Genomic DNA, 26,401 nt, shown 5'->3' on the forward strand with positions numbered 1-26,401 from the left:
TATTGTAGCAAAAAAATCAAGGCATGCGGCAGCTTAACCAAAAGCAAACTTTCGCCAATTGGCAGTTGCCTGAACTCAACGTATGATAGATTGATAAAACGCGACTCATCGCAGACGATTAAAAAAAAGGATAACAAGATGAGCTATAGCATTTCTCTCAAGATTCATCCCGATACCCATCAACGCTTTAAAGACCTGCATTCCCGATTTAATGCTGGCGAACAGGAAAGTCTGGCCAAATTGCTCGGTGAAAATCTGGCCGATATTGCCTGTGAAATTATTGACCAGATTTTTGGTCGTGTGGTGCAGCTCTCTAGCTCCCCAGATCAGGAATCCGAAAAAGTCATTCAACAGATTTTAGAAACGACTCGCAAATATATGCCATGGTCGGTTTCTTTCTTTGGTAATGATCGGCTGATTCCTATGGTGAACTATCTGTACAAGATGACCCATGAAAATGAAGATGGATACTTTGTTCGCTATCCGGTAGAACGCATGCTGATCACGGAACTGCTGGGCTGCGTGGAGCAGATGAAAAGTGGCAATAACCAGTATGTCTCACCGGCATTGAAAGCTTTTATTCAGGTGGTGGATCAGGGTGTGACGCATCTGGTGCGTGAACCAAAAAAGATGCTGAAATTTAATGTGGTGGTGGATAAAACATTGAATGGTGTGATTCACCTGACCACACAACTGGGTTATAAACGTTTTGATAAACTCGGTAGCCTCTATGATGCGGATACCATGAGTTATTATTTTGAGCAGTTGCTGGCATTTCTGGAAGATGAAATGCCGCCAGGAACACATTCATATAAAGAGGGTGACAGGATTTAATGGCAAAACTAGAAAATTTACAGGGAAAAGTAGTCTGGATTACCGGAGCATCTTCAGGAATTGGTAAGGCACTGGCTGAAGAATGTGCTGCCCAAGGTGCACAGATAGTATTGACTGCACGACGTTTGGAAGAACTGGAAAAAGTCCGTTCAGGACTGGTGAATCCTGATCAACACATCTCAGTCGTGGCCGATATTACTGATGAAAGTCAGGTACGCACGGCTTATGAACAGGTGCTGAGTGAGAAAGGCCGCATTGATTGGCTAATCAATAATGCCGGACTCAGCCAGCGTGCCCTGATTCAGGAAACCACCATGCAGACTGAACGCGCCATTATGGAAGTCGATTATTTCTCTCAGGTGTTTTTCACCAAAACAGTTTTACCGACATTTTTAAAACAGAAATCTGGCCGGATTGCTTTTATTTCCAGTGTGGCCGGCCTGCTTGGAACTCAATATCGGGCGTCTTATTCAGCAGCCAAAGGCGCGATTCATATGTGGGCGAATAGCCTGCGCGCTGAAATGGCAGATCAGGGTATTCAGGTATCCGTGATTTTTCCGGGCTTTATTAAAACCAATGTGTCTTTTAATGCCTTAAATGGGGAAGGTAAACCTCAGGCCAAGCAGGATGAAGCGATTGAAAATGGTCTGGAACCGGCTGATTTTGCCCGTCAGACTGTAGAAGCATTGAAACGTGGCGAAGAATATATCGTGGTGGGGGGCTCTAAAGAAAAACTGGGTGTTCTAGTGTCACGTCTATCGCCAAAAGTATTGTATAAGATGATTCGCAAAACTAAGGTGAAATAATCTGTTTGCAAGATCAAGCTGGTTGTCATCGGTTACAGGTTTATTGCTCGATAGAAATAGACCTGTAATCTGAAAATAGTATGCTCATCTTTATAATTTATCTATTTTAAGCTTCCTGATCTTGTCCAATGAATTCATTTATTTCCTCTATCTCTTTTGTCCATATCCCATTTTCACAACATAAAACTGCATAAAAGTAGCAAAACCGTCTTCAGTATTCAGTTTTAATAAAAATGATATAAAAGATTGAGATGGGAGCATTTGCCATGAAAACGCCGGTACCGGATTACTTGAATCATGTGCTTTCTGCTTGCCATGATAATAAAAAAGGCGCGCTGGCAGATTACATTCCTGAACTTGCTGCGGTTGATCCTGACAAGCTCGGACTTGCACTATCGACAGTAGATGGAACCATCTATTCTGCCGGGGATGATGACGTTGAATTTACCATGCAGTCTCTTTCCAAGCCTTTTGCCTATGCACTGGCAATCAAGGAGTTAGGGCTAAAACAGGTACTGGAAAAAGTTGGGGTAGAGCCATCAGGTGAGGCTTTCAACCAGATTTCGCTGGAAAAAGAACGCAATATTCCTAAAAACCCCATGATTAATTCTGGTGCGATTACCACGCATTCTCTGATTCCTGCCAAGAAAACGGTATCACGTGCTGAACAGTTACGCCGTTTTTTAAGTGGACTGGCTGGACGTGAATTGTCCTTTGATGAGCAGGTGTATAACTCTGAGATTAAAACGGCTTTTCGGAATATGTCGATTGGCTACATGCTACGTACCGTCGGTGTGCTGGATGAAGATCCTAAAGAAATCGTGCATGGCTATATCAAGCAGTGCGCAATTAAGGTCACAGTCAAAGACCTAGCGGTGATCACTAGTATATTGGCCAATGGTGGTGTGCATCCCAAGACGGGTAAGCGCATGCTGGATCGGGCCTTAGTCCGGCAATTGCTCAGTGTCATGCTGACCTGCGGTATGTACGATGCTGCTGGGGACTGGCTGACCACAGTGGGTATTCCTGCCAAGAGCGGCGTGGCAGGTGGCATTATTGGAGTGCTGCCAGGGCAAGTTGGGATTGCGGTATTTTCTCCAAAAATTGATGAGCATGGTAACAGTGTGCGTGGTGTCAGAATCTTTGAAAATCTGTCGCACGATATGGGGCTGCACCTTATGGAAGGTACGCCGTCAGCACAGACCATTCTGCAAAGCCGTTATACGGTGGGTAAAAAGAATAACGTCGTGGTTTATGAACTGCGTGGAGTGCTGCAATTTACTGAGTCTGAAATGCTGCTACGCATTTTGCAGGATGAACCTGAAGGTAAAAGCACTATTATTCTCGATTTGACTAATCTCACTTTGATGCATGATGTCGGTGCCCGAATGCTGTTTGAAGGTGTAGATCGTTTAAAACAGGATGGACATAAAGTACTAGTCGTAGATTCAGAAGGTTTGCTGGATAAGGACCAGTTGAAGGGTAGAAAAAGGGTGGTGGTGACGGAGGAGTTGGAGAAGTTTTTGGAAAAGTATAAATAACCTCTCCCTTGCGCAGCAGTGCTGCTCATCTCCTAAAAGGAGAGGGAATTTCACTGTGAAATCTAACCCTCTATTTAATTAAATGAGACACCCTCTCCCTGTGGGAGAGGGATGGGATGAGGGATAAGTCAAAAAATTACTTAATATGCTCAGCAATATCAGTAAAGATCACACCTAAACCATGCGCACCAGCATCTGGATATCCCAGACTTCGATCACCTACAGTCCCGGCACGACCCATACGTGCGACGATCTCTTTAGTGGATTCCGCACCTTGAACTGCTGCTTGAGCGCCTAGAACAAAGTTCTCTTTGAAGGTCTTGTCGATATTGGCAGACCACGAATCTGCGCACGGCACCAAAGCATCAATCAGGGTTTTGTCACCTACAACGGCACCACGGCCAAATGAACGTTCACCAGTCGTTTGAATACCTTTTACCGCAGCTTGTAGCATCTCTGCAAAATCCGCCACAGTTAATGTGGTTTTACCTTTAATGGATTTGCTGGCTGCACGGAAAGCAGAACCCCAGATTGGACCAGATGCACCGCCACAATGTTCCATGATGATCATTGAACAGTTCAGCAGAAAATCATCCATCTGTTCAGCTTGAACCAGTTCATGCCATTGGCGTTTAAGTTGTTTAAAACCTTTGGCCACACTCATTCCGAAGTCGCCATCACCAGCATGAGCATCTAACTCACAGAAAGGTACTTCATTTTTAATGATGCAGGCACTCATCACATCGACCACATAGCGCATGTTTTCAATGGTGAATTGTTCATTGGCAATCACAGCATGTTCAGGATGCGTTTCAACATCTGTATTTACTGTGCGTACAGCAGCTTCGTCTTTGGCCGCAAACTCAAATGGCAGTGCAGTTGAACCATCTATTTTAAATGCAGGAGTATTGGCTTCTGCATCCAAATAAGTTTTCAATTCATCATCCACCGCCAACAAGGAAACAGATGCACCTGCCATGTCGATACTGGTCATGTAGTTGCCGACAAAGGTACGGTAAATCTTGATGCCTTTGCTTGCCAGATGTTCACATACATCATTATTAAACACATACAACTCTTGCAGTGGCGTTGTGCCAAAGCCATTTACTAGAACAGCCACTTCAGTCAGGTTTGGACGATCCAGAAACAAGTCATCAACAATACGTTGTGCCAGTTCTTTAGACGGCAGAATCTTTTCACGACGGATGCCCGGTTCACCGTGGATGCCTACGCCGTATTCCATTTCATCATCAGCTAAAGTGAACGTTGGTGTGCCTTTGGCGGGGACGGTACAAGAGGTATAGGCAAAACCAAGGCTAATCACATTGTCCGCAGCTTTTTGTGCAAGTTCTTTAACACGTGCCAGCTCATAACCTTTAGATGCAGCAGCACCGGCAATTTTATGGACGAAGACCGTACCGGCAACGCCACGACGGCCAACTGTATATAGACTGTCTTTTACTGCGATGTCATCTGCGACTTTCACGTAATCAACTTTGATGCCATCTTCAGTGGCTAAGGCTGCGCCATTCTGGAAATTCATCATATCGCCAGAATAGTTTTTAATAATCATTAGGACGCCTTTGTCAGTCGCGACTTGCTGCAAGGCTTTATAGACCTGAATTTGTGAAGGAGAGGCGAACACATCACCACATACAGCAGCGTCCAGCATGCCTTGACCAACAAAGCCGGCATGAGCAGGTTCATGACCGCTACCACCACCACTGATCAGGGCGACATTTTGGTGTTTTTCTTTTCGGGAAATGATTTTATAAGATTCATTAAATGCAAGTTCTGGATGTGCCAGGACAAAGCCTTTGCACATTTCGACAACGATGTTTTCAGCACCGTTCATAAGTTTTTTCATTGGAACACCAATAGTCATTGATTTGGGAGATAAATTTATTGGTCTATTATTCATGAAAGTGATGATTTTTGCAGACTTAAAAGTGTAAAAACGAACAGTCGAGGATTGATGGGTTAGAAAAGGGGCGCATATTTGATAAATTAAATCCCTCCCAACCTCCCTTTTTCAAAGGGAGGGGCTGTCACGTAATTTATTTGTTTACGTGGAGTTCCCCTCTTTGGAAAAGAGGGGTTAGGGGAGATTTCAAAAAAGAGAATAAAAATAAAGCCTTACAATAAAAACTTAAAACAAGTCTCACGTGACTTACGCAATAACATGACCGAAGCTGAAAAATTGTTATGGTCAAAACTTCGTAGTAAACAAATCCTAGGTTTGCAGTTTTATAGACAGAAACCAATTTTAAATTACATTGTGGACTTCTACTGTCCTGCTGCCAATTTAGTCATTGAGTGTGATGGTAGTCAGCATTTTACTGATGAAGGTTTAGAAGCAGATCGGATACGAGATGAAGCTTTGGCTCAACTTGGGTTGAAAGTATTGAGGTTTGATAATGGGCAGGTGATGGGGCGGATTGATGATGTAGCAAATGTAATTTATAAATATTGTTTGAATGAGCTTCCTAAAGAATCCCCCTAAATCCCCCTTTTGCAAAGGGGGACTTCAAACGAATTTGATGGCGGTTATGAAATCATGTAGTCCCTCCCTTTTTCAAAGGGAGGTTAGGAGGGATTACATTTGACCTTCATACATTTTTTTAGCTTCAACTACTTTGTCTAATTTTCTATGAATTAAGGACACAGTCGATAAAATATCTAAAGCATCTTGTTCATCTATATTCCATGTGATTTTAGGGGCATGAGCTGTAGTATTTCTAAATGTTCCAAATATCCCTTTAAGTAAATGCATAAAACCGTTTTGTTCACTCTGATGACTTGGTGTAGTTAAACTATTTAAGGCTAAATAAGGAACTTTATTTTTATATGCAAAAGCTTGATCTACTAATTCAGAACCATCACTTGTTAGTTTTGTTTTGATTCTAATTTTCTCAGCAATACTTTTAGTGGCTTCAAAAACCGCATGAAAATAATTATCTACGAGTAGTTCTGCTCTACAGAAGGCTAAGACATCAGGATGTATTTTTCTATCTAATAAAGTTTTTCTTAAATTTTGTGCTCGTGCTTCAGCTTCATCAAAAGTTTGAACTTTGTCTGCTTGCTTGAGTTCGCCACTTTCAGTGAGTTCAAAACCTTCAAATGACAATACATAATTCAATTCAGTTCGTATATTTTCAAACCATTCTTTTCTATGGATATGTCGTGAAGGACGCATAACATACTTAATAAAAGCTAAGACATTATTGGAACAGCGATCTTCAGTTTGTTTTGAGTATAGAGCATCATATAAGCGTTTCCATTTTGTTGAATTTAATTGAAGATCTTTGATATTACATTCAGCCAGATACTTGGTAATTTCTGTTCCTGAAAGCCCATTATTAGTTTCACCTAAAGTTTTACAGATGCTTTCTAAGTTTCCAAGATCTAAACTTTTTATTATTGCCATTTGTCAATCTTAAATTTTTCATGGATTTAAGCATTCTAAATATTCATTTTATTTATAGCAATTTAATCCCTTCCAACCTCCCTTTAAAAAGGGAGGAGCTGTTATGTAATTAAATTAATACGTGAAATTCCCCTCTTTGAAAAAAGAGGGGTTAGGGGAGATTAAAAACAAAAAAAATCCCCTCACTCGAGGGGATTTTTTATATTCGATAAGAATGGATTCTTCCCCCTTTATCAAAGGGGGATCGAGGGGGATTAAACCACTGAATCATCCAGATTTGGCGCTAACCAGCGTTTCGCTTCATCCAGTGTCCAGCCTTTACGCTTCGCATAATCTTCTAGCTGATCGCCAGAGATTTTGCCCACATTAAAGTATTCAGTTTCAGGATTCGCATAGTAGAAACCGCTCACTGATGAAGGTGGCCACATTGCAAAGCTAGAAGTCAGGTAAGTACCCATCTTCTCAGTCGTACCTAACCAGTCAAACAATGGTGCTTTTTCAGAATGTTCTGGACAAGCAGGGTAGCCCGGCGCAGGACGGATGCCGATATACTTCTCTTTGATCAATTCATCATTGTCCAGAGTTTCGTCAGCCTGATAGCCCCAGAACTCTTTACGGATCCGCTGGTGCAGATGCTCTGCAAAGGCTTCCGCAAAACGGTCACCCAAGGCTTGAACCATAATCGCATTATAGTCATCACCTTTGGCTTTATATTCCTGAGACAATTCTTCCGCACCGAAGATCGAAACGGTAAAGCCACCCAGATAATCCTGAGCCACATCTTTAGGCGCAATAAAGTCAGCCAATGAGTAATTCGCTTTACCAGTGACTTTGTCAGATTGCTGACGCAAGTGCTCGAATGTATGTGTGATATTGCCAGCTTCATCAGTCACGGCAACCGTATCTGAGCCGGTACGATTTGCAGGGTAGATGCTGAACGTCGCACGCGCATCGAAACGTTTATTTTCGATGATATCTTTCAACATCGCTTGCGCTTGTGCATAAAGGTCACGAGCTGCTTCACCCACCACTTCATCTTCTAGGATTTTCGGGAATTTACCCGCAAGGCTCCATGAGATAAAGAACGGTGTCCAGTCAAAGTATTCCACCAAGGTTTCTAAAGGATAGTTGGTGAAAGTTTGTGAACCGATGAAGTTTGGTTTAAAGGGTGCATTCTTGTCGAAGTCGATTTTGAAACCATTTTCAACCGATTCAGCATAAGACAGCTTCGCAGCTTTCGGCTGTTTGTTGGCGAGACGCACACGGATTTTTTCATAATCCGCTGCATAGTCTGCTGCCAATTTTGGCTTCATTTCCGCAGATAGCAGTTGAGTTGCCACACCTACAGCACGAGATGCATCAGCTGTGTAGTACACGCCATCATTCTGGTATTGAGGAGCAATTTTCACAGCAGTATGCGCTTTAGAAGTCGTCGCACCACCAATCATCAATGGAATATTAAAGCCTTTACGCTGCATTTCTTTGGCAACGAAAACCATTTCATCTAGAGACGGTGTGATCAGACCAGATAAACCGATGATATCAACTTTTTCGTCAATCGCAGTTTGCAGAATCTTTTCACATGGCACCATGACACCAAGATCAACCACGTCATAACCGTTACAGCCCAGTACCACGCCTACGATATTCTTACCGATGTCATGTACGTCGCCTTTTACGGTCGCCATCAGGATTTTACCTTTGGCTTCACCTTGGGTTTTTTCTGCTTCGATGTACGGGTTCAACCAGGCCACGGCCTGTTTCATGACACGTGCAGATTTCACTACCTGTGGCAGGAACATCTTACCGGCACCGAACAGGTCACCGACTACGTTCATACCGGCCATTAATGGGCCTTCGATTACGTCGAGTGGACGAACAGCTTTCAGGCGAGCTTCTTCAGTATCCTGGTCGATGTAAGTGGTAATACCTTTAACCAGTGCATATTCAAGACGCTTTTCAACGCTTTCATTACGCCATTCAAGGTTTTCTTCCGCTTTTTGTGCACCACCTTGACCACGGTATTTTTCAGCTATTTCCAGCAGTTTTTCAGTGGCTTCATTGCCGCTTTCACCCTGATTACGGTTCAGAATTACATCTTCAACCGCATCTTTCAGGTCTTTGTCGATGTCATCGTAAATTGCTAGCTGACCAGCATTCACAATACCCATGGTTAAACCTTGCTGAATACCGTAGTACAGGAATACCGCATGGATCGCTTCACGTACCGGCTCATTACCACGGAATGAGAACGATACGTTGGAGATACCACCAGAAATCATCGCATTTGGCAGGTTCTGTTTAATCCAGCCAGTGGCTTCGATGAAATCTACAGCATAATTGTTGTGTTCTTCGATACCGGTTGCAACAGCGAATACGTTCGGGTCAAAGATAATGTCTTCAGACGGGAAGCCAACTTCATTCACCAGCACGTCATAAGAACGCTTACAGATTTGTTTTTTACGTTCAGCTGTATCTGCCTGACCATTCTCATCGAATGCCATCACAATCACCGCTGCACCGTACTGACGGCAGAGGCGGGCACGTTCTACAAACTCGTCATAACCTTCTTTCAGGGAAATCGAGTTAACAACCGCTTTACCTTGCACGCATTTCAGACCAGCTTCAATGATTTCCCATTTTGATGAGTCAATCATGATTGGCACACGAGAAATATCAGGTTCAGATGCCACCAGATTCAGGAAGTGCACCATCGCACCTTCTGAATCGAGCATGCCTTCATCCATGTTGATGTCGATGATCTGTGCACCGGCTTCAACCTGTTGACGGGCAACATCTAGTGCTTCAGCGAAGTTTTCTTCTTTGATCAGACGCAGGAATTTTTTCGAACCGGTGACGTTGGTACGTTCACCGACGTTCACGAACAATGAATCTTTGGTGATGTTAAATGGCTCTAAACCACTGAGGCGACATGCTGGTTCAATTTCAGGGACCTGACGCGGAGCAATACCCTCAACTGCTTGAGCAATCGCGCGGATGTGATCGGGAGTGGTACCACAACAACCACCGGTGATGTTGATTAGACCACTTTCAGCAAATTCTTTAATGAAAGCTGCAGTTTCTTCTGGAGTTTCATCATAACCACCGAAGGCATTTGGCAAGCCGGCATTAGGATGCGCAGACACAAAAGTATCCGCCACATCAGACACAGTTTTTACGTGTGGACGCATTGCATCTGCACCCAGTGCACAGTTGAAACCAATCGAGATCGGTTCTGCATGACGCATTGAGTTCCAGAACGCTTCCGCAGTTTGACCAGTCAAGGTACGGCCAGACGCGTCAGTAATCGTACCTGAGATCATGATTGGCAATTCAGTGCCCAGTTCTTTAAACACTTCTTTCACTGCAAAGATGGCAGCTTTGGCGTTTAAAGTATCGAATACGGTTTCGATCAGGATGATATCAACACCACCTTCAATCAAGGCCTTGGTTGATTCGATGTAATTCACTTTCAATTCGTCAAAAGTGATATTACGGAAAGCAGGGTCATTTACATTTGGTGAAATCGACGTAGTACGTGATGTCGGCCCAATCACACCTGCCACAAAACGTGGTTTTTCAGGCGTTGAGTATTTTGCACAGGCTTCTTTGGCAAGACGCGCCGCTTCACGGTTGATCTCAGGAACCAGATCTTCCATGTGATAATCAGACATTGAAACACGAGTACCATTAAAGGTATTGGTTTCAATAATATCGGCACCAGCTTCAAGATATGCTTCATGAATGCCTTGAATAATCTGTGGCTGAGTCAGCACAAGTAAGTCGTTATTGCCTTTAAGGTCGTATGCCCAATCAGCAAAACGCTCACCACGATAATCGGCTTCTTCCAATTTATGGCGTTGGATCATGGTACCCATCGCACCATCGATAATTAAAATTCTCTTGGCAAGAAGTTCTTTTAGGGTGGCAAGTGTGGACATTCAAACTTTCTCAGTAAGCATCAAAAACGGCAATAATCTTAACAGATTAGTGCGCAGTTTTCTGTAACGCTTATACAGAATGCTGGATATGCTTGATATGAAAATTTGATAAAGAAACTCAAGCCGGTATAGAAAGTTGAAAACAGATGGAAATCTGGAAATTAAAGTTCTTGATAAAAGCGTGCGACTGGAAAATAAAATGTAAGCAGCTTTCATCAGAGTGTCATATAACAAAGCTAATCTTTAATCAAATATGACAGGCTCGGAAATATGACAGCCGGGTAGGAATGATCAGATATATTGCAAAACATGAATAAAGCTGGGCGATTCAAGCGTTTTATTTTTAATAAATAATTGATTGTATTTGTATATTTTTAAAATTTAGAGCATGTGGTTACAGGATAAACGGCAACGAGAAAGTCTAAAAAACTGGTTTATATGACAGCACTTTGTCATATAATTGTCACAATTTAACTGAACAATATGGGGATTCTTGAATCCTCTATTCCTGCTTGCATGAATTCTAATCAAACTCCCTTAGGTTCAGCACAACAGTCGCCTTCTGATAAGCCGGCCAATGTTCATGTGCCCACACCGAAATTTTTTATGCCGGTGTTTCTGACTCTAATTATCTCCACGCTGATCTATATCGGCTTCCAATTGACTTCAGATTTAGCTCATGTCCCACCGATCGGTCTGTATTCAATGCTTCTTTTAGGCACGGCGTTATTCATTGCGCTGGGCTTCGAATTCGTCAACGGTTTTCACGACACGGCCAATGCGGTTGCGACCGTGATTTATACCAATGCATTGTCTGCACCGGTTGCAGTCATGTGGGCAGGTTTTTGTAATTTCCTTGGGGTAATGGTGGCCAGTGGTGCTGTTGCATATGGGATCATTGCATTATTGCCTGTCGAGCTGATTATGAATGTCGGCACAGGTGCCGGTTTCGCTATGGTTTTTGCCATGCTGATTGCCGCGATTCTCTGGAATTTGGGTACCTGGTTCCTTGGCATTCCCGCTTCCAGTTCACATACCCTGATCGGTTCGATTCTGGGGGTAGGTATCATGAACTACCTGTTGAATTCAGGTGGTGGTGCTTCTGGTGTGGATATGGAACAGGTGCTGAAAGTTGGTAAAGCATTGCTGTTTTCACCTTTGATCGGTTTTGCTTTTGCTGGGGTACTATTCCTGTTGGTGAAAAAGATTTTTAGAAAACAGCTTGAATTATTTAAGCCACCTGAAGGCAATAAGCCACCACCACCGCTGATTCGTGCCATTCTGATCTTTACCTGTACTGGTGTGAGCTTCGCACATGGTTCAAATGACGGTCAAAAAGGTATGGGTCTGATCATGCTGATCCTGATCGGCTGTGTACCTTTGGCGTATTCATTAAACAAAAATCTGGATGCAGCACATATCCAATCTTTTGGTCAGTTGTCTGCGCAAACGGCTGATGCGATTTATCCGCAGCATGAAGATATTCCGGACGAAAAAGCACGTGCCATCATCACGACCTACATTCAAACCAAAGAATTGAATGCTGAGGTTGTTCCTGCACTGGCAAGCCTGACAGATCATTTGGGTGATAAAGTCGGTAGCTACAGCAATATTAAAGATGTCCCAGAAACACAAGTTTCAGAATTCCGTAACGACATGTACCTGAGCACCACAGCATTTAAACGTCTGGACAAAGCAGAAGCTTTACCGGCAATGAGCGAGGCTCAGGAAAAAACCGTTGATGAGTATCGAGACAACTTGGATTCATTCCTGCAATACATTCCGACCTGGGTGAAAGTGGCAACAGCCTTGGCATTGGGTTTAGGTACCATGGTGGGTTGGAAACGAATTGTCGTAACTGTCGGTGAGCGGATCGGTAAAGAGCACATGACTTATGGTCAGGGGATGTCTGCCGAACTGGTAGCCATGTCTACGATCGCTGCTGCTGATGGCTTTGGTATGCCAGTATCTACCACTCATGTCCTGAACTCTGCAGTTGCAGGTACCATGGTGGCGAACAAGTCGGGCCTAAACTTTAAAATGGTCAAATCAATTCTGTCTGCCTGGGTATTTACACTGCCAGCAACGATCTGTTTATCAGGTGGTTTGTACTGGATTCTTCTGAAAGTTTTCTAAGAAGATTCGATGTAAAAAATGCTGCTTAGGCAGCGTTTTTTTATGGGTGATTTTTATATTTCCTTGTGGAAGATAGGAGTACTCCTCTTCTGCAAGAGATGAGGGATTTAAATAAAAGATGACCCTCCCTAACCCTCACTTGCGCTGCGCTTTAAAAGCAGTGCTTTAAAGCTTGCTCAGGAGAGGGAATCTTCTTGAAGATCCAAAAGAAGTATTAATTTCACAAAGAAAACACCCTCTCCCTATGGGATGAGTAACATTGCTACGCAAGGGGGTGAGGGTAAAGTAAAAATACTTTTTCACTAACCCATATTTGAGTATTACCTTAAAACTTGCTTTGGAGAGAGATCTATCTATTTAAGAAGAATTACTTCTTCAACTTCTTACCCAATAATCCCTTTGGTAATTTATCCGTTGCAAAACCATACAGCGCAGCAAAAGGCAGAGCAGTACGTGCCAGATAAGCCACACGCCATAAACCGCCATGATTTGCGCCTGACATCATCAACTCAAGGGGATGGTTGAGTTGTATATCAGGATTGGCCACAGATTCAGGATTACGTAGGTCGTGAATCCACAATGCCGCCATAATCGCATTGGTGGTTTCAGGTGCGAAAGCTTCTACATCAAATAGGCTGGCACCGTTAAACGCAGCTTTCAGCAGTGGATTTTTGGTCACAGAGTAAGTTGTGGTCGAAGGAGCGATATTGATGCTCACTTGCTGCCCGTTGGCACGAGCCAATGTTGCACGCCATTGCTGAATGCGTTTAGCCAGTGCATAGTTCGGACCTTGCTCAATGACCAGACAGTCACAAACACCATAAGACTTATCGCCAACCTTAAACAGATCCTGCTTATTTTTCTGGAAAAAATGCTTGCGTGAAATCAGTGAAATGCCTTTGGTTAAAGTACTTTCCAATTTCGACAACTGCTGGTATTTGCTTTGTGAAGCCTGAACGACTTCTTCTGGAACTGCATATACATCCGTCGGGGTGCACATATACATCAGGCTGGTATTGGCTTTCTGCTTGCTAACATATTTCATAATGGCATCCATCGCCATAGAAACACGTACGTGCTTTTCACCATCCAGATAGGCAATTGCCGCCAAGTCTAAATCCTGTTCAAACTGAATCAGCCATTGAGCAATTTCAGGAATCTGGGTGAGCAGGTTGGCACCGAGTTTTTCTTTTAAAACTTCCAGTGAAGTATCAGCAGGAAGGGCTTCAACTGATGGTGCATATAAAGTAGCGTTGCCTTGACTCACTGTATCTAAAATCTTGCCCCAGACACGGGTATTCGGCAGGTCAATTGCGACGATATTGGCTTTCCATTTCGACAACCAGGTCAGTGGACCTGCTTCAGAAGCGGCACCAAATAGAACAGTGGTACGATCGGATAGGTCAAACCATTCCGGATGAGCAATACATTCACGTAGCGCATTGGCATGACTTGGCTCGACAATGCCACGCTCTTCCCATGATTGGATCTGATCCAGTAATGCTTGTCCTTGCAGTTTTTTGCCATGATAAGGCACATACCATTCTGGGGCTTTTTCAGACTGGCCTTTCAGTTGAAAAGTATTCAGGTTCTGCGCAGGGAGAGACATCACATCTTCTAGTAGATGCTTCTGGCCATCACGGTAAAACTCAAAGCTGGCATGTGCAGTTTCTAGACCTTGCTTGGCAATACTTAGTGCTGCACCTGCGGAGCGTAATCCATCTTCAACCAGATGTTTAAAGTGTACTGGATATTGCTTACGCCAGTTCTTTTCCTGTTGTGCTGCAGTAGCATGTACAGGATCGACTGCGGCTAAGGCTTCAGAAATAATGTTACGGCCGATTTTCGATGTGCTTGGTTTTTGTTGTGAAGCAGAAATGGGAAATTGAAGACCGTCTAGGGAAGTGGACATGCAAAATATCTCGCAACTTACAGCAATTAATATACAGATGTATACATTATCGCTGCTAAGTTGCTTCCTGGGTTGGCATTAAATTCCAGTCTTGAGTCTTAATTTATTACGAGATGTTTCAAATAAAAAGGAAGCTTGAAGCTTCCTTTTTATTAATGGGTTAAAAATTAATTCGCTGTGCCTTTAATGAGTTCTTCCAGCATGAAAGCGGTATTGTCCAAACCTGCACCAGTGATGTACCAGGCATCAGCATTCACATAGATCACTTTTTTCTCTGCCAAGGCTTTGGCATTTTTTAGGGCAAGGTGTTTCTGAATATTATCCTGAGCGGTATATTTCTGGGTATTCACTGCACCACGATCCAGGATAATGATGTAATCCGGATTCTTCTCAACGGCTGCTGTAATACGCTGAACATTTTTCTCCGCTGCTTTCAATGCTTCCGGAGAGCCGGCTTCTGGACGGGGTGCATTAGACTGTTCAGATGGATCCAAGACTGGTTTAAAACCTGCTAATTCATAAACAAAGCCAAAACGGTCATTTTCTGCATGTGGCATAAAGTTTTCACCAACCGCAAACAACATCAGTGCAGTTTTGTCTTCAGTTTGCTTTTTAAGCTGTTGCTGCAGCGTTGCAATTTTACCGAGCTTTTCAGTAGCAATTTTCTCTTTACCAAATGCACGAGCCAAGACATGGGTACGTTCCGTCAGATCGACAATATATTGGCTAGTATCTGGAGAAAGGTCTAAAGTCGGAGCAATACCTTTCACAGCCTCGGCTTTAGAAGCCGAACGGCCACCGACAATAATCAGGTCGGGTTTAGCAGCTTTTAGTACATTGAGATCCGGTTCAAACAGAGAACCAGCTTTGGTGAATTTGTCCTGCTGGTATTTGCTTAAGTTGCCTGCAAAGCTTGCAGAAGGCACCAGCTGAGCTTCAAGCCCTAGTGTATTCAAGATATCCAGTGCCGAAAGGTCATATACTGCGATCTTTTTCGGGTTTTTTTTGAGTTGAATATTTTGGTCTTTATAGTCGAAAGTGACCTGTGCAGAAACTGTAAAGGAAGTCGTCAGTCCTAATATTGTGGCAAATGCTAAAGTCTTAAATTTCATGTTTATTCCTCTAAATTCGCGACAAGATTAGCATAATTGGTAGAAATGAAAATCATTTCCATATGTGAATGATTAAAAAAGGGATATTTGCTATCCCTTAATCATTCAAAACTTTAGAAGGGGATTTGAGTCAATTTATTCAGGAAATGCGGAATAAGTCGTGGCTCCAGAATAATCGTCATCACCACACCATAAGCTGCACCCCAAAGATGGGCACTGTGATTAATATTGCTGTTGCCACGTTTGCCCGACCAAATGCTATAGGCCACATATAAAACAGCAAAAATAATCGCAGGTACGGGAATAAAGAATACGAAAATCAGCTTCCATGGTTCAAACAGAATATAAGCGAACAGAACCGCGGATACTGCACCGGAAGCACCCAAGCTGGCCCAGCGCGCATCATTTTTATGTTTCAGATAACTTGGCAGAATCGCTGCAACCAGACCACCTAGATAAAACAGGATAAAGCCCAGATCATATAAATACTGGCGATAAAAACTTTCAATAATGCTGCCGAAAAAGAACAGCGTGATCATATTGAATAGTAAATGCGTGCCATCTGCATGGATAAAACCATGGGTAATGAAACGGTCATATTGACCACGTTGCATGGCAGGCGGCCAGAAAATCAGACGATTCATTACCGTTTCTTTTGAAAAAGCAATAAAAGAAACAATACAGGTGATCAGAATAATAGTGACGGTATGATTAAAAGGTAAATCAAGCATATAAGTAATTCTGGTTCTATCTATTTGACAATGATCATGCCATTAAAACAAATCTAAAGTGCGACTTTTATAATAAATCCGACAATTTTGGTTGAATTTTTATAATTACCCCACATCTTCAGTTAAAATAGCAGCTTCAGCTTGAGGAAATTATTGTTATGTCGACTGAGAACAGCAACACTCCGGTTGCAGAAGAAATTCCAAATCTTTTGATTACACCGACAGCACAAGAGTATTTAAAGGATCTATTGGACAAACAGAATACACCAGGTATTGGCGTACGTGTGTTTGTAGAAAATCCGGGTACACCGCGCGCTGAATGTTGCATGGCTTATAGTGCACCTGATGAGGTTGTACCTACAGACTATAAGCAGGAATATCCAGATTTTCCGGCCTATATTGACTCTCCGTCAATTCCATACTTGCTAGATGCAGTTATTGACTACAATAAAGACCGTTTTGGTGGTCAGCTGACTTTCCGTGCACCAAACTCTAAAGTGCCACGTGTGGGTCCTGATGCCTCTGTAGAAGAACGTATTACTTATGTGCTTCAGTCAGAAATTAACCCGGGTCTTGCAGGTCATGGTGGTAACTGTGCACTGGTCGAAGTGGTTGAAGATCCTGAGCATGGCTTAACTGCGGTTCTTAAATTTGGTGGTGGTTGCCAGGGTTGTTCAGCAATTGATGTGACTTTAAAACAAGGCGTTGAAACGACCTTGAAACAGCACATTCCTGAGTTGGCACGTGTGGTTGACCAGACTGACCATACCCAAGCTGAAGGTGCTTATTTCAAATAAGTCTCTAATAAAATTTAGCTTGTAAGAAATACCTCGAATGATCGGGGTATTTTTTTATCTAAATTTAATAATGATAATAATTATCAATACTAATTGTATTTATAGTTACATTTGATACAATGCGTGACAATTTCAACATGATTTCTTCATCAAAATGACTTTGGGGCGTATAAAGCATGACTAAGCCATTCATAAAATCGACTATAGCTTTTGCTGTATTTACAGCGATGACGGGTAATACATTTGCAGTAGAAGAAACAGCTGTTCCGCAAGCTGAAGCAACAAAACTGCAAACGATTGTGGTGACTGCAACAGGCTATGAGCAGGATCTTGCTAAAGCGCCAGCATCCATTACAGTAATTGATCGTGAAGAATTAGATAAACGCGAATATAACGATATTACGGATGTACTGCGTAATGCCCCAGGGGTGGTGGTTTCGGGTGCGGGATCGGCACAAACCATTAGTATCCGCGGGATGAGCTCAAACTACACTTTGTTCCTGGTAGATGGTAAACGTCAATATGGCAAGGATGTGAACCCGAATGGTGATGATGGCGGTTTTGAAAAAAATATTCTGCCACCGATTGCTGCCATTGAGCGTATTGAAATTATCCGTGGGCCTGCTTCAACGCTATACGGTTCAGATGCGATGGGTGGGGTAGTCAATATCATTACCAAAAAAGTATCGGATGAATGGTCTGGGAATGTTGAATTAGGAACCATCGTTCAGGACAGTAACCGTTCAGGTGACATCAAAAATGGTTCTGCCTATCTGACAGGTCCTCTAATTGTAGATAAGCTTGGCTTGCAACTGGCAGTTAATAAACAAGAACGTAAAGAAGATAATTATGTGGGTGGTTTCCGTGGAACAGAACGTGAAAGCTTAAATTCACGTCTGACCTATGCCATTAATGATGATCATGATGTACAGCTTGAAGCCAATTTTGTGCAGCAGGAATCGACGACATCGGTAGGAAAAACGGTAGAGCCTGCTCAAGGGGCAGAAGACTCTTTCTCGCGTAATTACCGTAATGTTTATTCAGTGACACATAATGGCCGTTATAGCGATAATTTGGACAGCTCATCCTATATCCAATATGAAAATTCAAAGAACCCGGATCGTGGCAATACCGAGCTGGGAACTAAAGGAATCACGCTGGATACCTGGACGGCGAACAGTCAGTGGAACTGGTTATTAGGCGATCATACCTTGTCCTTCGGCGGATATTTCAAGGATGAAAAGCTAGTCGATAAAGCAACGAACCGTAATCCAAATGCGCCTGAATTTAGTGAGCTTACACGCTGGTCTGCTGCTGCCTTCCTCGAAGATACTTGGAGTATGACGGATCGTTTCGACTTAACGGCTGGTCTACGTTATGACCATGATGAAAACTATAGCGGCCATTTATCACCACGACTTTATGGCGTCTATTCTGTAAATGATAATTTCGTTGTAAAAGGCGGTGTAGCAACTGGTTATAAACAGCCTGATATCCGTGCAGCTACTGAAGGCTTCTATAGCGTAACGGGTGGTGGCGGTTCGCCATTACCGACAGGTCGTGGCATTATCCGTGCCAATCCAGACTTGGAACCTGAATCAAGCGTATCGACTGAATTAGGTTTTAACTGGAAAAATGATTATATCAATACATCACTTACGGGCTTTATCACCAAATATGAAGACCGGATTACGGAAGTTCGTGCCTGTGAAACAGATACTGATGGTACAACCACAAACCGTAATAACTGGCAGAGCTGGAGCTGTTTCGAAGGGGATATTCCATTCTACTTTATCAGTGAGCGGATTAACGTCGATAAAGCAGAAATTCGCGGTGTAGAAGCAACTGTAGAAGCTGACCTGAATGATTACACGACTTTAACTGCCAACTATACCTATACCGATTCAGAGTTTAAATCAGGTGATTTTAAAGGTCAGCCACTGAACCAGATGCCGGAACATATGTTTAATATTGGCGTGGATTATGATTTAAATGATGCGCTGAATGTATGGAGCCGTTTGCACTATCGTTCTGAAACCTCAGCTTACCTGAGCCGTACTTCGATGGCTGAACCAAATCCAGGTTATCAGTTTGTAGATGTGGGTTTTAACTATAAATTTAGTCCGAACTTAACAGGTAAATTTGGTGTATATAACGTTCTTGATGAAAAAGCTGAAGATATTGATGGTGATCAGCTTTTGGATGGTCGTCGTTACGGTATCAGCTTGAATGCAAAATTCTAAAAATACCTAATAAAAAAAGCCGCTTTCTAGCGGCTTTTTTTAGTCTTCAATCTTTAAAATTTTTAAAGTATTTTCAGCATAATAGAATTTTTCCAGATAGGCATGGGCACGTGCACGCAAATAGCCCTGATGAATCATCTGCTGAATAATCGGTGTCAGCAATTCATTCAGTTCATGTTGAATCAATGCTTCATCAATATTCAGATCTCGTAATAACTGATCAAAAGTATGTTCCTGATTACGTACATACCAAGTATAAATCCCGTCATGCAGTTGCTGCTGCATATATTCCGTCTGGCGCATATGATCCCAGATCTCGTGCCCTAAACTCACCGTCTGGTTCAGATCCTGGGTTTCAATATAGTTCTTGAGTACGGAAAGCGGCATGTCTTTGATCTTATGCCAAAGATTGGCTTGAAAATGGTACAGCTTGTCATCATCAAAGTGCTGGTTCAGCACATGCTCACTCATCTGGCTAAGTTTTAAAATATTTTTTTGCAGATAACGGGCAACTGTATTGTCCAGACTGGTATCAGTGACATTTTCCAGTACAGATTTTCCCATTTTCATGAAACGGGAAACGCCTGGAACACTCTTGGCAATTACAGAATTATCCAGATAATCCTGAATCGAATGCTGGATCAGTTGCGTAATCATGGCTGAAAAAGCAGGATTATTCACCACCGCTTTGATCAGGCGCTGACGGTGACCACTTTTGCTAGCCACATATTGTGCAATTTTATCTATGGTCAGTACCGGAATGACATCGGCGATTTTGGTTGTATCATTGGCCGGATGGACCAGTGCAAAACGGATATGTTCAGCAATCTGCTCAATCAGAAAAGAGCTGGCAGCAGTATCCAGAATCTGCTTTTGTAGCAGCTGATTGATCAGTTCACAGCTCCACAGATCTTTTAGGGTCTGCTTGCGCAACCAGAGATAAAACTCATGAAACTCGCTTTGAATGGTTTCAGATTGAGAAAATACCTGATCAAGAAAATCAAGTTGAGCATCAATCAACTGCTCAATCATCGGGTGTTTCTGCATAACTTCTCTGAAACTTAATTGAAAGGAATGAGTTTATCAGCAAGTGGATTTTTTAGGGTCTGTGTCTTGGCCAGGAAAGGCAAATAATGTTGGGCGACCTGTTTTTCTGCTTCCAGAATCGGCATATGACCGACATTATTTAAAATTACCGGAGTTTCAGCACGTTTTAATAAAGAATATAACTCTTTCACCACTTCGACATTAATAATCCGGTCCTGTTTGCCCCATAGAATCAAGGTAGGTGCTTCTACTGTACGGGTCAGACGGGCAAAGGTATCAGGCGTATACAACCGGTTAAGCATCACCACCTGATCAATCGATTTGCTGGTTTGCTCAGAACGGGCAATCAGCAATTTTTCTTGTGCATGTCTAAGCTGATAAGGCATCGCTGGCGGATTCTGCATTAGCTGTTTGGAGACATCTTCCAGATCACCCGGTTTACTGACAATCAGGTCTTTGAGTGCATGCGGGTCTTTGGTATAAGGTGTATTGCCCATTTTATAGATGCCAGCACTATTCACTAGAAACAGGCTTTGGGTATCGAAAGGGTATTGGGATGCATAAACTGTCGCAATTGAGCCGCCTAGAGAATGGCCAGCGACATGCAGATTTTTTTCAATCTTCAGGGTTTCGACAAAGGTACGTAATTGCGAAGTGACATTGGGGACAGACAAGTCAAAATCTGCTGGAACCCGGGTATCGCCATTGCTCGGCAAATCTGGAATGATGACATGATAATAGGGCGTCAAAAACTGGGCGACGCGGTTCCAGTTGTCGCGTGTGCCTGCCAGACCATGAATCAGGATAATCGAGGGTTTGTTTTTTGCACCACCTTCGCTATAACTCCAGGTCACATCACCGATTTTTAAGGTTTTGGATTGTAGACCCGCCTGGATGCGTTGCTGGCTCAGATACAGCTGTAAAACTTCGGCAGACTTGGTTTTCGGCGGCGTAAACAGATATTGGCTATGGCTCAGGCTAGATAGGCTAAGACCCAAAGCGACTAAAGTGGAATAGATAATTTTTGAGCGCAATTTTATTATTTTCTTCATTAGCACTGTCCCCTGAAAAAACTGAGCAAAAACGCTCAAAATACTTCCGTGTTATCGATTTGCAATTTATAGATGAATCAAATCGTAATCTTTCACTTATTTTAAAGCATTCCTTAATATTGTACATCTGTTAATTATTAGCTTGAGCAGAAAAACTGCCCAAAAAACGTGATGAACTTCACAGAAAAATTATCAGAACAAGAAATCATCAAAGCGCTAAAAATTTTACAGCTAATTTTTTTTGCAAGTGACATTCAAAAAATCTAGCAGTAAGATATTCCCACTAAAAACATCGATGGTAAAAAAGAATGCTCACAGCTCAGGAAGCTATAGATCGTCTTAAAAAGGGTAACCAGCGCTTTGTCAATGGTGAAACGCAGCATTTAAAATTATTATCGCATCAGCAACGTGCTGAAATGGCAGAAAGTCAGGAACCATTTGCTATTGTTTTAGGATGTTCAGATTCACGTGTACCTGCAGAAATGGTCTTTGACCAGGGTCTGGGTGATCTGTTTGTCATTCGGGTAGCAGGTAATATTGTTGCACCGTCTCAAGTCGGCAGTGTCGAGTTCGCAGCAGAAAGCTTTGGTTGTCCGATTGTGATTGTCTTGGGTCATACACATTGTGGCGCTATTCATTCAACAATTGAAGCATTAACCAATCCAGCAACGCCGCCATCTGCAAATCTGATGTCAATCGTGAACCGTGTACGTCCATCAGTTGAAATTCTAATGCAGACTGAACTGAAAGATGACCTGAATAAACTATCTAAACATGCAGTCCGTTCCAATGTATTTGCTTCAGTAAATCAATTACGTCATGGTTCTGCAGTTCTGGAAAGCCTGATTGCTAAAGGTAAGCTACAGGTGATTGGTGCAGAATATTCACTTGAAACCGGTGAAGTAACTTTCTTTGACTTCTAAGAAAATTTTAAGATTTAATTCAGTTAAAGGCGCCTTAGAGGGCGCCTTTAATATAAGGATAAGCATTATTTAATAAAATAGTTTGAGCTTTGGCATTAGGGTGAATCTGATCCTGTTGCATCAGGCTTTTATTGCCAGCGACGCCTTGCATAAAGAAGGGGAGCAATTTCACCTTATACTGCTGACTGACCACCTTATAGTTATTTTCAAAAGCCTTGCTATATGCCTGACCATAATTTGGCGGCATTTTCATTCCAAAAACAACCACATTCGCCTTGGCTTTCTGGCTCTGCTGTACTAGAGCAGCTAAATTTTTTTGAATCATTTGGGGTGGCTGTCCACGCAGGCCATCATTCCCGCCGAGCTCAATCACCACAACATCTGGACGGTGCGTCTGTAGCAGTTTTGGCAGCCTTGCCAAGGCACCGCTGGTGGTTTCACCGCTCACACTTGCATTGACCACTTTATGCTGTTTCGGATAGTGTTGGTCCAAACGCTTTTGTAATAAATGCACCCAACCTTGCTGTGGTTGCATGCCATAACCAGCACTTATACTGTCACCCACAATCATAATGGTCTTTGCCGATAGACTAAAAGGAATCAGGCATAGTCCAAAGAATACCAGGCAAGGCAATACACGATTTTTCTGATTTAGATCTTTCATATAGGACACGTATGATTCAAAGCAGCAACGATTCGACCATCATGCCACAAGCGATTATTTCTGCCCAGAAATTGACACAAAAGATACAACTTTCACAAAAACAACTGACTATTTTTGAAGATCTTTCGCTAGAAATTTTGACTGGAGAACAGGTCGCCATTACCGGACGTTCCGGTTCAGGAAAATCGACTTTACTGGGCATTTTGGCCACTTTGGATCAGGCCAGTTCCGGGCAGTTAACGGTTTGTGGAGAGCTGGTATCGAACTTGAATGAAGAACAGCGTGCTTTAGTCCGGCTAAAAAATATTGGCTTTGTATTTCAGTCTTTCCAGCTTTTACCTCATCTTACGGCACTTGAAAATGTCATGCTGCCTTTACGTTTACAGCTAGATTTTAAATATAGTGATGCCGAACAAAAGGCGCTGGCATTGCTACAAAAAGTCGGATTAGAGCGTCAGGCTCAGCAAACACCGAAAGTGCTCTCGGGTGGGGAGCAGCAACGTGTCGCCATTGCCCGCGCATTGGTCAGTGAACCCAAAATCATTTTTGCTGATGAACCGACAGGTAATCTGGATGGGGAAACTGCCCAAGAAATCGAACAGCTGCTCTTTCAGTTGAATCGTGAATTAGGCACCACGCTGGTTCTGGTTACCCATGATCCTGATCTGGCCCGACAATGCCAGCGTCATTTTGAACTGGTCAATGGTCAGCTGATTGAACATGCGAGTGGAGGCTGATATGCAGCATCTGTTTCGTCCTTTACTCAGACAAAGTTTTAACACGACAGGGATTTATCTGCTAATCATCGCGCTAACCTTAGCGATTAGTGCCACTACGGCGCTGAAGTTTAGTAATGAACAGATTCAGAACGCCGTTGCTTTACAGGCAGCTGAAATGCTGGCGGGGGATCTGGTGTTGTCTGATAATGAACCGCTAGCCCAGGAATGGCGTGACCAGGCCAGGCAACTGGATTTACAGCAGTCTGAAGTCACATTTTTCAGTACGATGGCTTATACCAATGATCAGTTTGTCATGGTCAATGTTAAGGCCATTGATCAGGCTTTTCCATTGCGAGGAGAGCTACGGGTTCAACCTGCAGTAGACAAAATCCAAGCGGGGGAAATCTGGCTGAGTTCACGGGCTATGGATCTGCTCAAGGTCAAACTGGGTGATGAACTGAATATCGCCGATGCCAAATTTAAGGTTACTGCAAAAATCGAGCAGGATTCGAATCAGGAGCTGGGTTTTTCTGGCTTTTCACCGACTGTGATTATTGCTCAGTCAGAAGTGGCGCGCACCAATGCGATTCAGGTCGGTAGCCGGATTGATTACCGCTTATTAATGGCGGGTAATCCAGCCGATACCCGGCAATATGAAACCTGGTTCAAGCAAAAGATAAAATCTGAAAATGGAACTTCAGGTGAAGCAGATGCTGAGGTTGAGGGACAAGAACTGGAACAGCAGGGCAGTCTACGCTTGCGTAATGCCAGCGAAGGCAATACCCGTTTAATGAAACCAATTGCCAATCTGGATACTTTTCTGCAACTGGCCAATATTCTCACCATTTTATTATGCGGGATTGCCATTGCTTTAACCGCACAACGCTATGTACAGCAGAACCAGGATCATATTGCCCTGATGCGTTGTATTGGCGCGACCAAAAATCAGATTCTGGCCGCTTATCTGGCTTTGCTGGGTTTAGTGCTTTTAATCGCCATGCTGCTTGGTAGCGTGATAGGTGTTGCATTAGGTTATGGCTTGCTGCAACTCATGCTACAGCTGATTCCAAACTTGCAGCTTGAGTTTTCTGCTACGGCGATGCTGCTGGGACCATTGCCAATTGCCATGCTGACCAGTGCTGTGGTGTTATTGGGCTTTGTCATGCCGAGTTTGTTTCAGCTGTTAAATACTCCCCCAATTCGGGTCATTCGTCAGCAGGAAAAATCCGTCCATTCGATGTTGTGGATGTTACTGACCGGAACCTTAAGTCTGATTATTTTCAGTGTAATTTTAACGGAAAATATCGTGCTGACAGCTTGGGTGATTGGGGCCATTATTCTGCTTTGCGCCGTACTGTATTTTACGGTCTGGAGTATTTTAAAACTGCTGCGTAATCTGAAATTCAATCTATCTGCCTATGTGCGGACACCGTATCAGACCGCTTTACAAATTACTGCTTTAGCCCTTGGACTCAGCTTGATCAGTGTGCTGGCTGTGCTACGTACCGATCTGCTCGATCGCTGGCAGCAACAGTTACCGGAAGGGACACCCAACCAGTTTGTCTATGGTCTACCGCCTTTTGACATGCCTGATTTAAAAGCTCAGTTGGAACAGAATGGCTGGAAAAGTACCCCCTTGTATCCCAATATTCGTGGGCGTCTGGTGGCGAAAAATGATCATCCTTTTGCTGCTGAACTGGTCAAAAAGAGTAATACCTTAAGACGTGAACTGAATCTGACCCAGTCGGATCGCTATCCTCAGGATAATGTGATTGTTCAGGGGGAGGCAGGATTGAAACAGCCGGGTGAAGTTTCGGTCGAAGCCAATACTGCACAAGAGCTGGGCATCAAACTGGGAGATAAGCTCAGCTTTAGCCTGCCTGAAGGCATACTCGAAGCCAAAGTGGTGAATCTCAGAACGGTAGAGTGGGAGAGTTTTAGTCCAAACTTCTTCTTTATCTTTGCACCGAATACTATGGATGCCAATGCGGGCAGTTATCTGGGCAGCTTCTATGTACCGGAAACAGACAAAGATAAACTGGTGAATCTGGTTCAGCGTTTTTCGAATACGGTATTTATTGATGTCAGCCTGATTCTGGAAGAAATCAAACGAATTGTGAATGTGCTGGTACAGATCATTACCATTCTGGCTGTGCTGGTCAGTGTATCCGGTTTTCTGGTACTGATGGCCTGTCTAAACCTGCTCATGGATGAACGTAAACGTGAAGTGGCTTTGCTCCGGTCTTTTGGTAGTTCCAAACAGAAGCTGAAAACCATGATGAGTCTGGAAATCGGTTTTATCGGACTATTCGCCGGTATTGTTTCATGTCTGTTTGCAGAAGTGATCAGCGCCATTGCCAGCTATAAGATGGATCTGATCATCCAGCCTCATTGGGAAATCTGGATTATCCTGCCTGTGTTTATGACTGTATTATGTACCCTGATCGGGCGTTATCGTCTGAGTTATCTTTCCGAGATTCCACCTTTACAAAGCCTGCGTGAGATGAATCAATAAG

19 protein-coding genes are annotated in these 26,401 nt (G+C 43.1%); 10 read left to right on the forward strand and 9 right to left on the reverse strand.

Translation table 11 applies throughout. The features are described 5' to 3' along the window. The first annotated feature begins 138 nt into the window (after positions 1-138). The 3 genes from FTU46_RS05195 (at position 139) to FTU46_RS05205 (ending at position 3,181) form a co-directional block, all read left to right on the forward strand. A complete protein-coding gene (locus FTU46_RS05195) occupies positions 139-834 on the forward strand; it encodes a hypothetical protein (protein WP_180002252.1) in 696 nt (231 codons plus the stop codon). Beyond that, on the forward strand, positions 834-1,640 hold the full coding sequence (locus tag FTU46_RS05200; protein WP_159122835.1) for an SDR family oxidoreductase: 807 nt from the start codon (positions 834-836) through the stop codon (positions 1,638-1,640). Before FTU46_RS05195 ends, FTU46_RS05200 begins: the two co-directional genes overlap by 1 nt. Positions 1,641-1,906: 266 nt before the next feature. Further along, on the forward strand, positions 1,907-3,181 hold the full coding sequence (locus tag FTU46_RS05205; protein WP_180053103.1) for a glutaminase: 1,275 nt from the start codon (positions 1,907-1,909) through the stop codon (positions 3,179-3,181). 136 nt (positions 3,182-3,317) lie between these two features. Here the strand turns inward: FTU46_RS05205 and dhaK are convergent, their stop codons facing one another. Further along, a complete protein-coding gene (gene dhaK / locus FTU46_RS05210) occupies positions 3,318-5,048 on the reverse strand; it encodes a dihydroxyacetone kinase subunit DhaK (protein WP_180104490.1) in 1,731 nt (576 codons plus the stop codon). 261 nt (positions 5,049-5,309) lie between these two features. Here dhaK and FTU46_RS05215 point away from each other — a divergent pair, with 261 nt between their 5' ends. Next, complete coding sequence (locus FTU46_RS05215) at positions 5,310-5,684, forward strand: DUF559 domain-containing protein (protein ID WP_180104528.1); 375 nt, start codon at positions 5,310-5,312, stop codon at positions 5,682-5,684. 93 nt (positions 5,685-5,777) lie between these two features. On the opposite strand, the gene FTU46_RS05220 is transcribed toward FTU46_RS05215, so the two are convergent. Together FTU46_RS05220 and metH are read right to left on the reverse strand one after the other, a co-directional pair. Then, positions 5,778-6,608: a TIGR02391 family protein gene (locus tag FTU46_RS05220; protein WP_180104491.1), complete on the reverse strand. Its 831-nt coding sequence runs from the start codon at positions 6,606-6,608 to the stop codon at positions 5,778-5,780. Between the two features lie 254 nt (positions 6,609-6,862). Continuing rightward, positions 6,863-10,549: a methionine synthase gene (gene metH, locus FTU46_RS05225; protein ID WP_180104492.1), complete on the reverse strand. Its 3,687-nt coding sequence runs from the start codon at positions 10,547-10,549 to the stop codon at positions 6,863-6,865. A 516-nt stretch (positions 10,550-11,065) separates the two neighbouring features. Between metH and FTU46_RS05230 the strand changes: the two genes are divergently transcribed. Then, complete coding sequence (locus FTU46_RS05230; RefSeq protein ID WP_034589959.1) at positions 11,066-12,685, forward strand: inorganic phosphate transporter; 1,620 nt, start codon at positions 11,066-11,068, stop codon at positions 12,683-12,685. A gap of 367 nt (positions 12,686-13,052) precedes the next feature. Here the strand turns inward: FTU46_RS05230 and FTU46_RS05235 are convergent, their stop codons facing one another. From FTU46_RS05235 to FTU46_RS05245, 3 genes are all read right to left on the reverse strand, one after another. Next, positions 13,053-14,597, reverse strand: a complete 1,545-nt coding sequence (locus FTU46_RS05235) for a hypothetical protein (protein WP_180104493.1) — start codon at positions 14,595-14,597, stop codon at positions 13,053-13,055. 167 nt (positions 14,598-14,764) lie between these two features. Next, the gene (locus FTU46_RS05240) at positions 14,765-15,709 is read right to left on the reverse strand and encodes an ABC transporter substrate-binding protein (protein ID WP_180104494.1); all 945 of its coding nucleotides are present in this window, start codon (positions 15,707-15,709) and stop codon (positions 14,765-14,767) included. A 113-nt stretch (positions 15,710-15,822) separates the two neighbouring features. Beyond that, entirely contained in the window at positions 15,823-16,440 is a 618-nt protein-coding gene (locus tag FTU46_RS05245; protein ID WP_004783040.1) for a rhomboid family intramembrane serine protease, read from the reverse strand. 158 nt (positions 16,441-16,598) lie between these two features. Between FTU46_RS05245 and nfuA the strand changes: the two genes are divergently transcribed. Further along, entirely contained in the window at positions 16,599-17,237 is a 639-nt protein-coding gene (gene nfuA, locus FTU46_RS05250; protein ID WP_004783039.1) for a Fe-S biogenesis protein NfuA, read from the forward strand. Between the two features lie 176 nt (positions 17,238-17,413). Continuing rightward, positions 17,414-19,480 carry a TonB-dependent receptor domain-containing protein gene (locus tag FTU46_RS05255; protein ID WP_180104495.1) on the forward strand — a complete coding sequence of 689 codons (2,067 nt, stop codon included), beginning with the start codon at positions 17,414-17,416 and terminating at the stop codon, positions 19,478-19,480. Positions 19,481-19,519: 39 nt separating this feature from the next. Here FTU46_RS05255 and FTU46_RS05260 read toward each other — a convergent pair whose 3' ends face one another. Next, a complete protein-coding gene (locus FTU46_RS05260) occupies positions 19,520-20,527 on the reverse strand; it encodes a hypothetical protein (protein ID WP_180104496.1) in 1,008 nt (335 codons plus the stop codon). A gap of 14 nt (positions 20,528-20,541) precedes the next feature. Next, positions 20,542-21,579, reverse strand: coding sequence for an alpha/beta fold hydrolase (locus tag FTU46_RS05265; protein WP_180104497.1), 1,038 nt, complete (start codon positions 21,577-21,579; stop codon positions 20,542-20,544). Between the two features lie 308 nt (positions 21,580-21,887). Here FTU46_RS05265 and FTU46_RS05270 point away from each other — a divergent pair, with 308 nt between their 5' ends. Further along, positions 21,888-22,502: a carbonic anhydrase gene (locus tag FTU46_RS05270; RefSeq protein WP_004783034.1), complete on the forward strand. Its 615-nt coding sequence runs from the start codon at positions 21,888-21,890 to the stop codon at positions 22,500-22,502. 34 nt (positions 22,503-22,536) lie between these two features. Here FTU46_RS05270 and FTU46_RS05275 read toward each other — a convergent pair whose 3' ends face one another. Beyond that, positions 22,537-23,166 (reverse strand): arylesterase, encoded by a 630-nt coding sequence (locus tag FTU46_RS05275; RefSeq protein WP_180104498.1) that lies wholly within the window; start codon positions 23,164-23,166, stop codon positions 22,537-22,539. A gap of 11 nt (positions 23,167-23,177) precedes the next feature. On the opposite strand from FTU46_RS05275, the gene FTU46_RS05280 reads away from it, so the two are divergent. Then, complete coding sequence (locus FTU46_RS05280; protein WP_180104499.1) at positions 23,178-23,903, forward strand: ABC transporter ATP-binding protein; 726 nt, start codon at positions 23,178-23,180, stop codon at positions 23,901-23,903. A gap of 1 nt (position 23,904) precedes the next feature. Beyond that, on the forward strand, positions 23,905-26,400 hold the full coding sequence (locus FTU46_RS05285) for an ABC transporter permease (RefSeq protein ID WP_180104500.1): 2,496 nt from the start codon (positions 23,905-23,907) through the stop codon (positions 26,398-26,400). The last annotated feature ends 1 nt before the right edge of the window (position 26,401 follow it).

It is taken from the genome of Acinetobacter sp. YH12108, from assembly GCF_013419055.1.
Lineage (GTDB): Bacteria > Pseudomonadota > Gammaproteobacteria > Pseudomonadales > Moraxellaceae > Acinetobacter.

Bases quoted from the DNA above. Each gene is read 5' to 3' on its own strand.
- FTU46_RS05195 (WP_180002252.1), top strand. From the start codon at position 139: ATGAGCTATAGCATTTCTCTCAAGATTCATCCCGATACCCATCAACGC.
- FTU46_RS05270 (WP_004783034.1), top strand. From the start codon at position 21,888: ATGCTCACAGCTCAGGAAGCTATAGATCGTCTTAAAAAGGGTAACCAG.
- nfuA (WP_004783039.1), top strand. From the start codon at position 16,599: ATGTCGACTGAGAACAGCAACACTCCGGTTGCAGAAGAAATTCCAAAT.
- FTU46_RS05255 (WP_180104495.1), top strand. From the start codon at position 17,414: ATGACTAAGCCATTCATAAAATCGACTATAGCTTTTGCTGTATTTACA.
- FTU46_RS05230 (WP_034589959.1), top strand. From the start codon at position 11,066: ATGAATTCTAATCAAACTCCCTTAGGTTCAGCACAACAGTCGCCTTCT.
- FTU46_RS05220 (WP_180104491.1), bottom strand. From the start codon at position 6,608: ATGGCAATAATAAAAAGTTTAGATCTTGGAAACTTAGAAAGCATCTGT.
- metH (WP_180104492.1), bottom strand. From the start codon at position 10,549: ATGTCCACACTTGCCACCCTAAAAGAACTTCTTGCCAAGAGAATTTTA.
- FTU46_RS05245 (WP_004783040.1), bottom strand. From the start codon at position 16,440: ATGCTTGATTTACCTTTTAATCATACCGTCACTATTATTCTGATCACC.
- dhaK (WP_180104490.1), bottom strand. From the start codon at position 5,048: ATGAAAAAACTTATGAACGGTGCTGAAAACATCGTTGTCGAAATGTGC.
- FTU46_RS05285 (WP_180104500.1), top strand. From the start codon at position 23,905: ATGCAGCATCTGTTTCGTCCTTTACTCAGACAAAGTTTTAACACGACA.
- FTU46_RS05280 (WP_180104499.1), top strand. From the start codon at position 23,178: ATGATTCAAAGCAGCAACGATTCGACCATCATGCCACAAGCGATTATT.
- FTU46_RS05275 (WP_180104498.1), bottom strand. From the start codon at position 23,166: ATGAAAGATCTAAATCAGAAAAATCGTGTATTGCCTTGCCTGGTATTC.
- FTU46_RS05235 (WP_180104493.1), bottom strand. From the start codon at position 14,597: ATGTCCACTTCCCTAGACGGTCTTCAATTTCCCATTTCTGCTTCACAA.
- FTU46_RS05240 (WP_180104494.1), bottom strand. From the start codon at position 15,709: ATGAAATTTAAGACTTTAGCATTTGCCACAATATTAGGACTGACGACT.
- FTU46_RS05205 (WP_180053103.1), top strand. From the start codon at position 1,907: ATGAAAACGCCGGTACCGGATTACTTGAATCATGTGCTTTCTGCTTGC.
- FTU46_RS05200 (WP_159122835.1), top strand. From the start codon at position 834: ATGGCAAAACTAGAAAATTTACAGGGAAAAGTAGTCTGGATTACCGGA.
- FTU46_RS05265 (WP_180104497.1), bottom strand. From the start codon at position 21,579: ATGAAGAAAATAATAAAATTGCGCTCAAAAATTATCTATTCCACTTTA.
- FTU46_RS05260 (WP_180104496.1), bottom strand. From the start codon at position 20,527: ATGCAGAAACACCCGATGATTGAGCAGTTGATTGATGCTCAACTTGAT.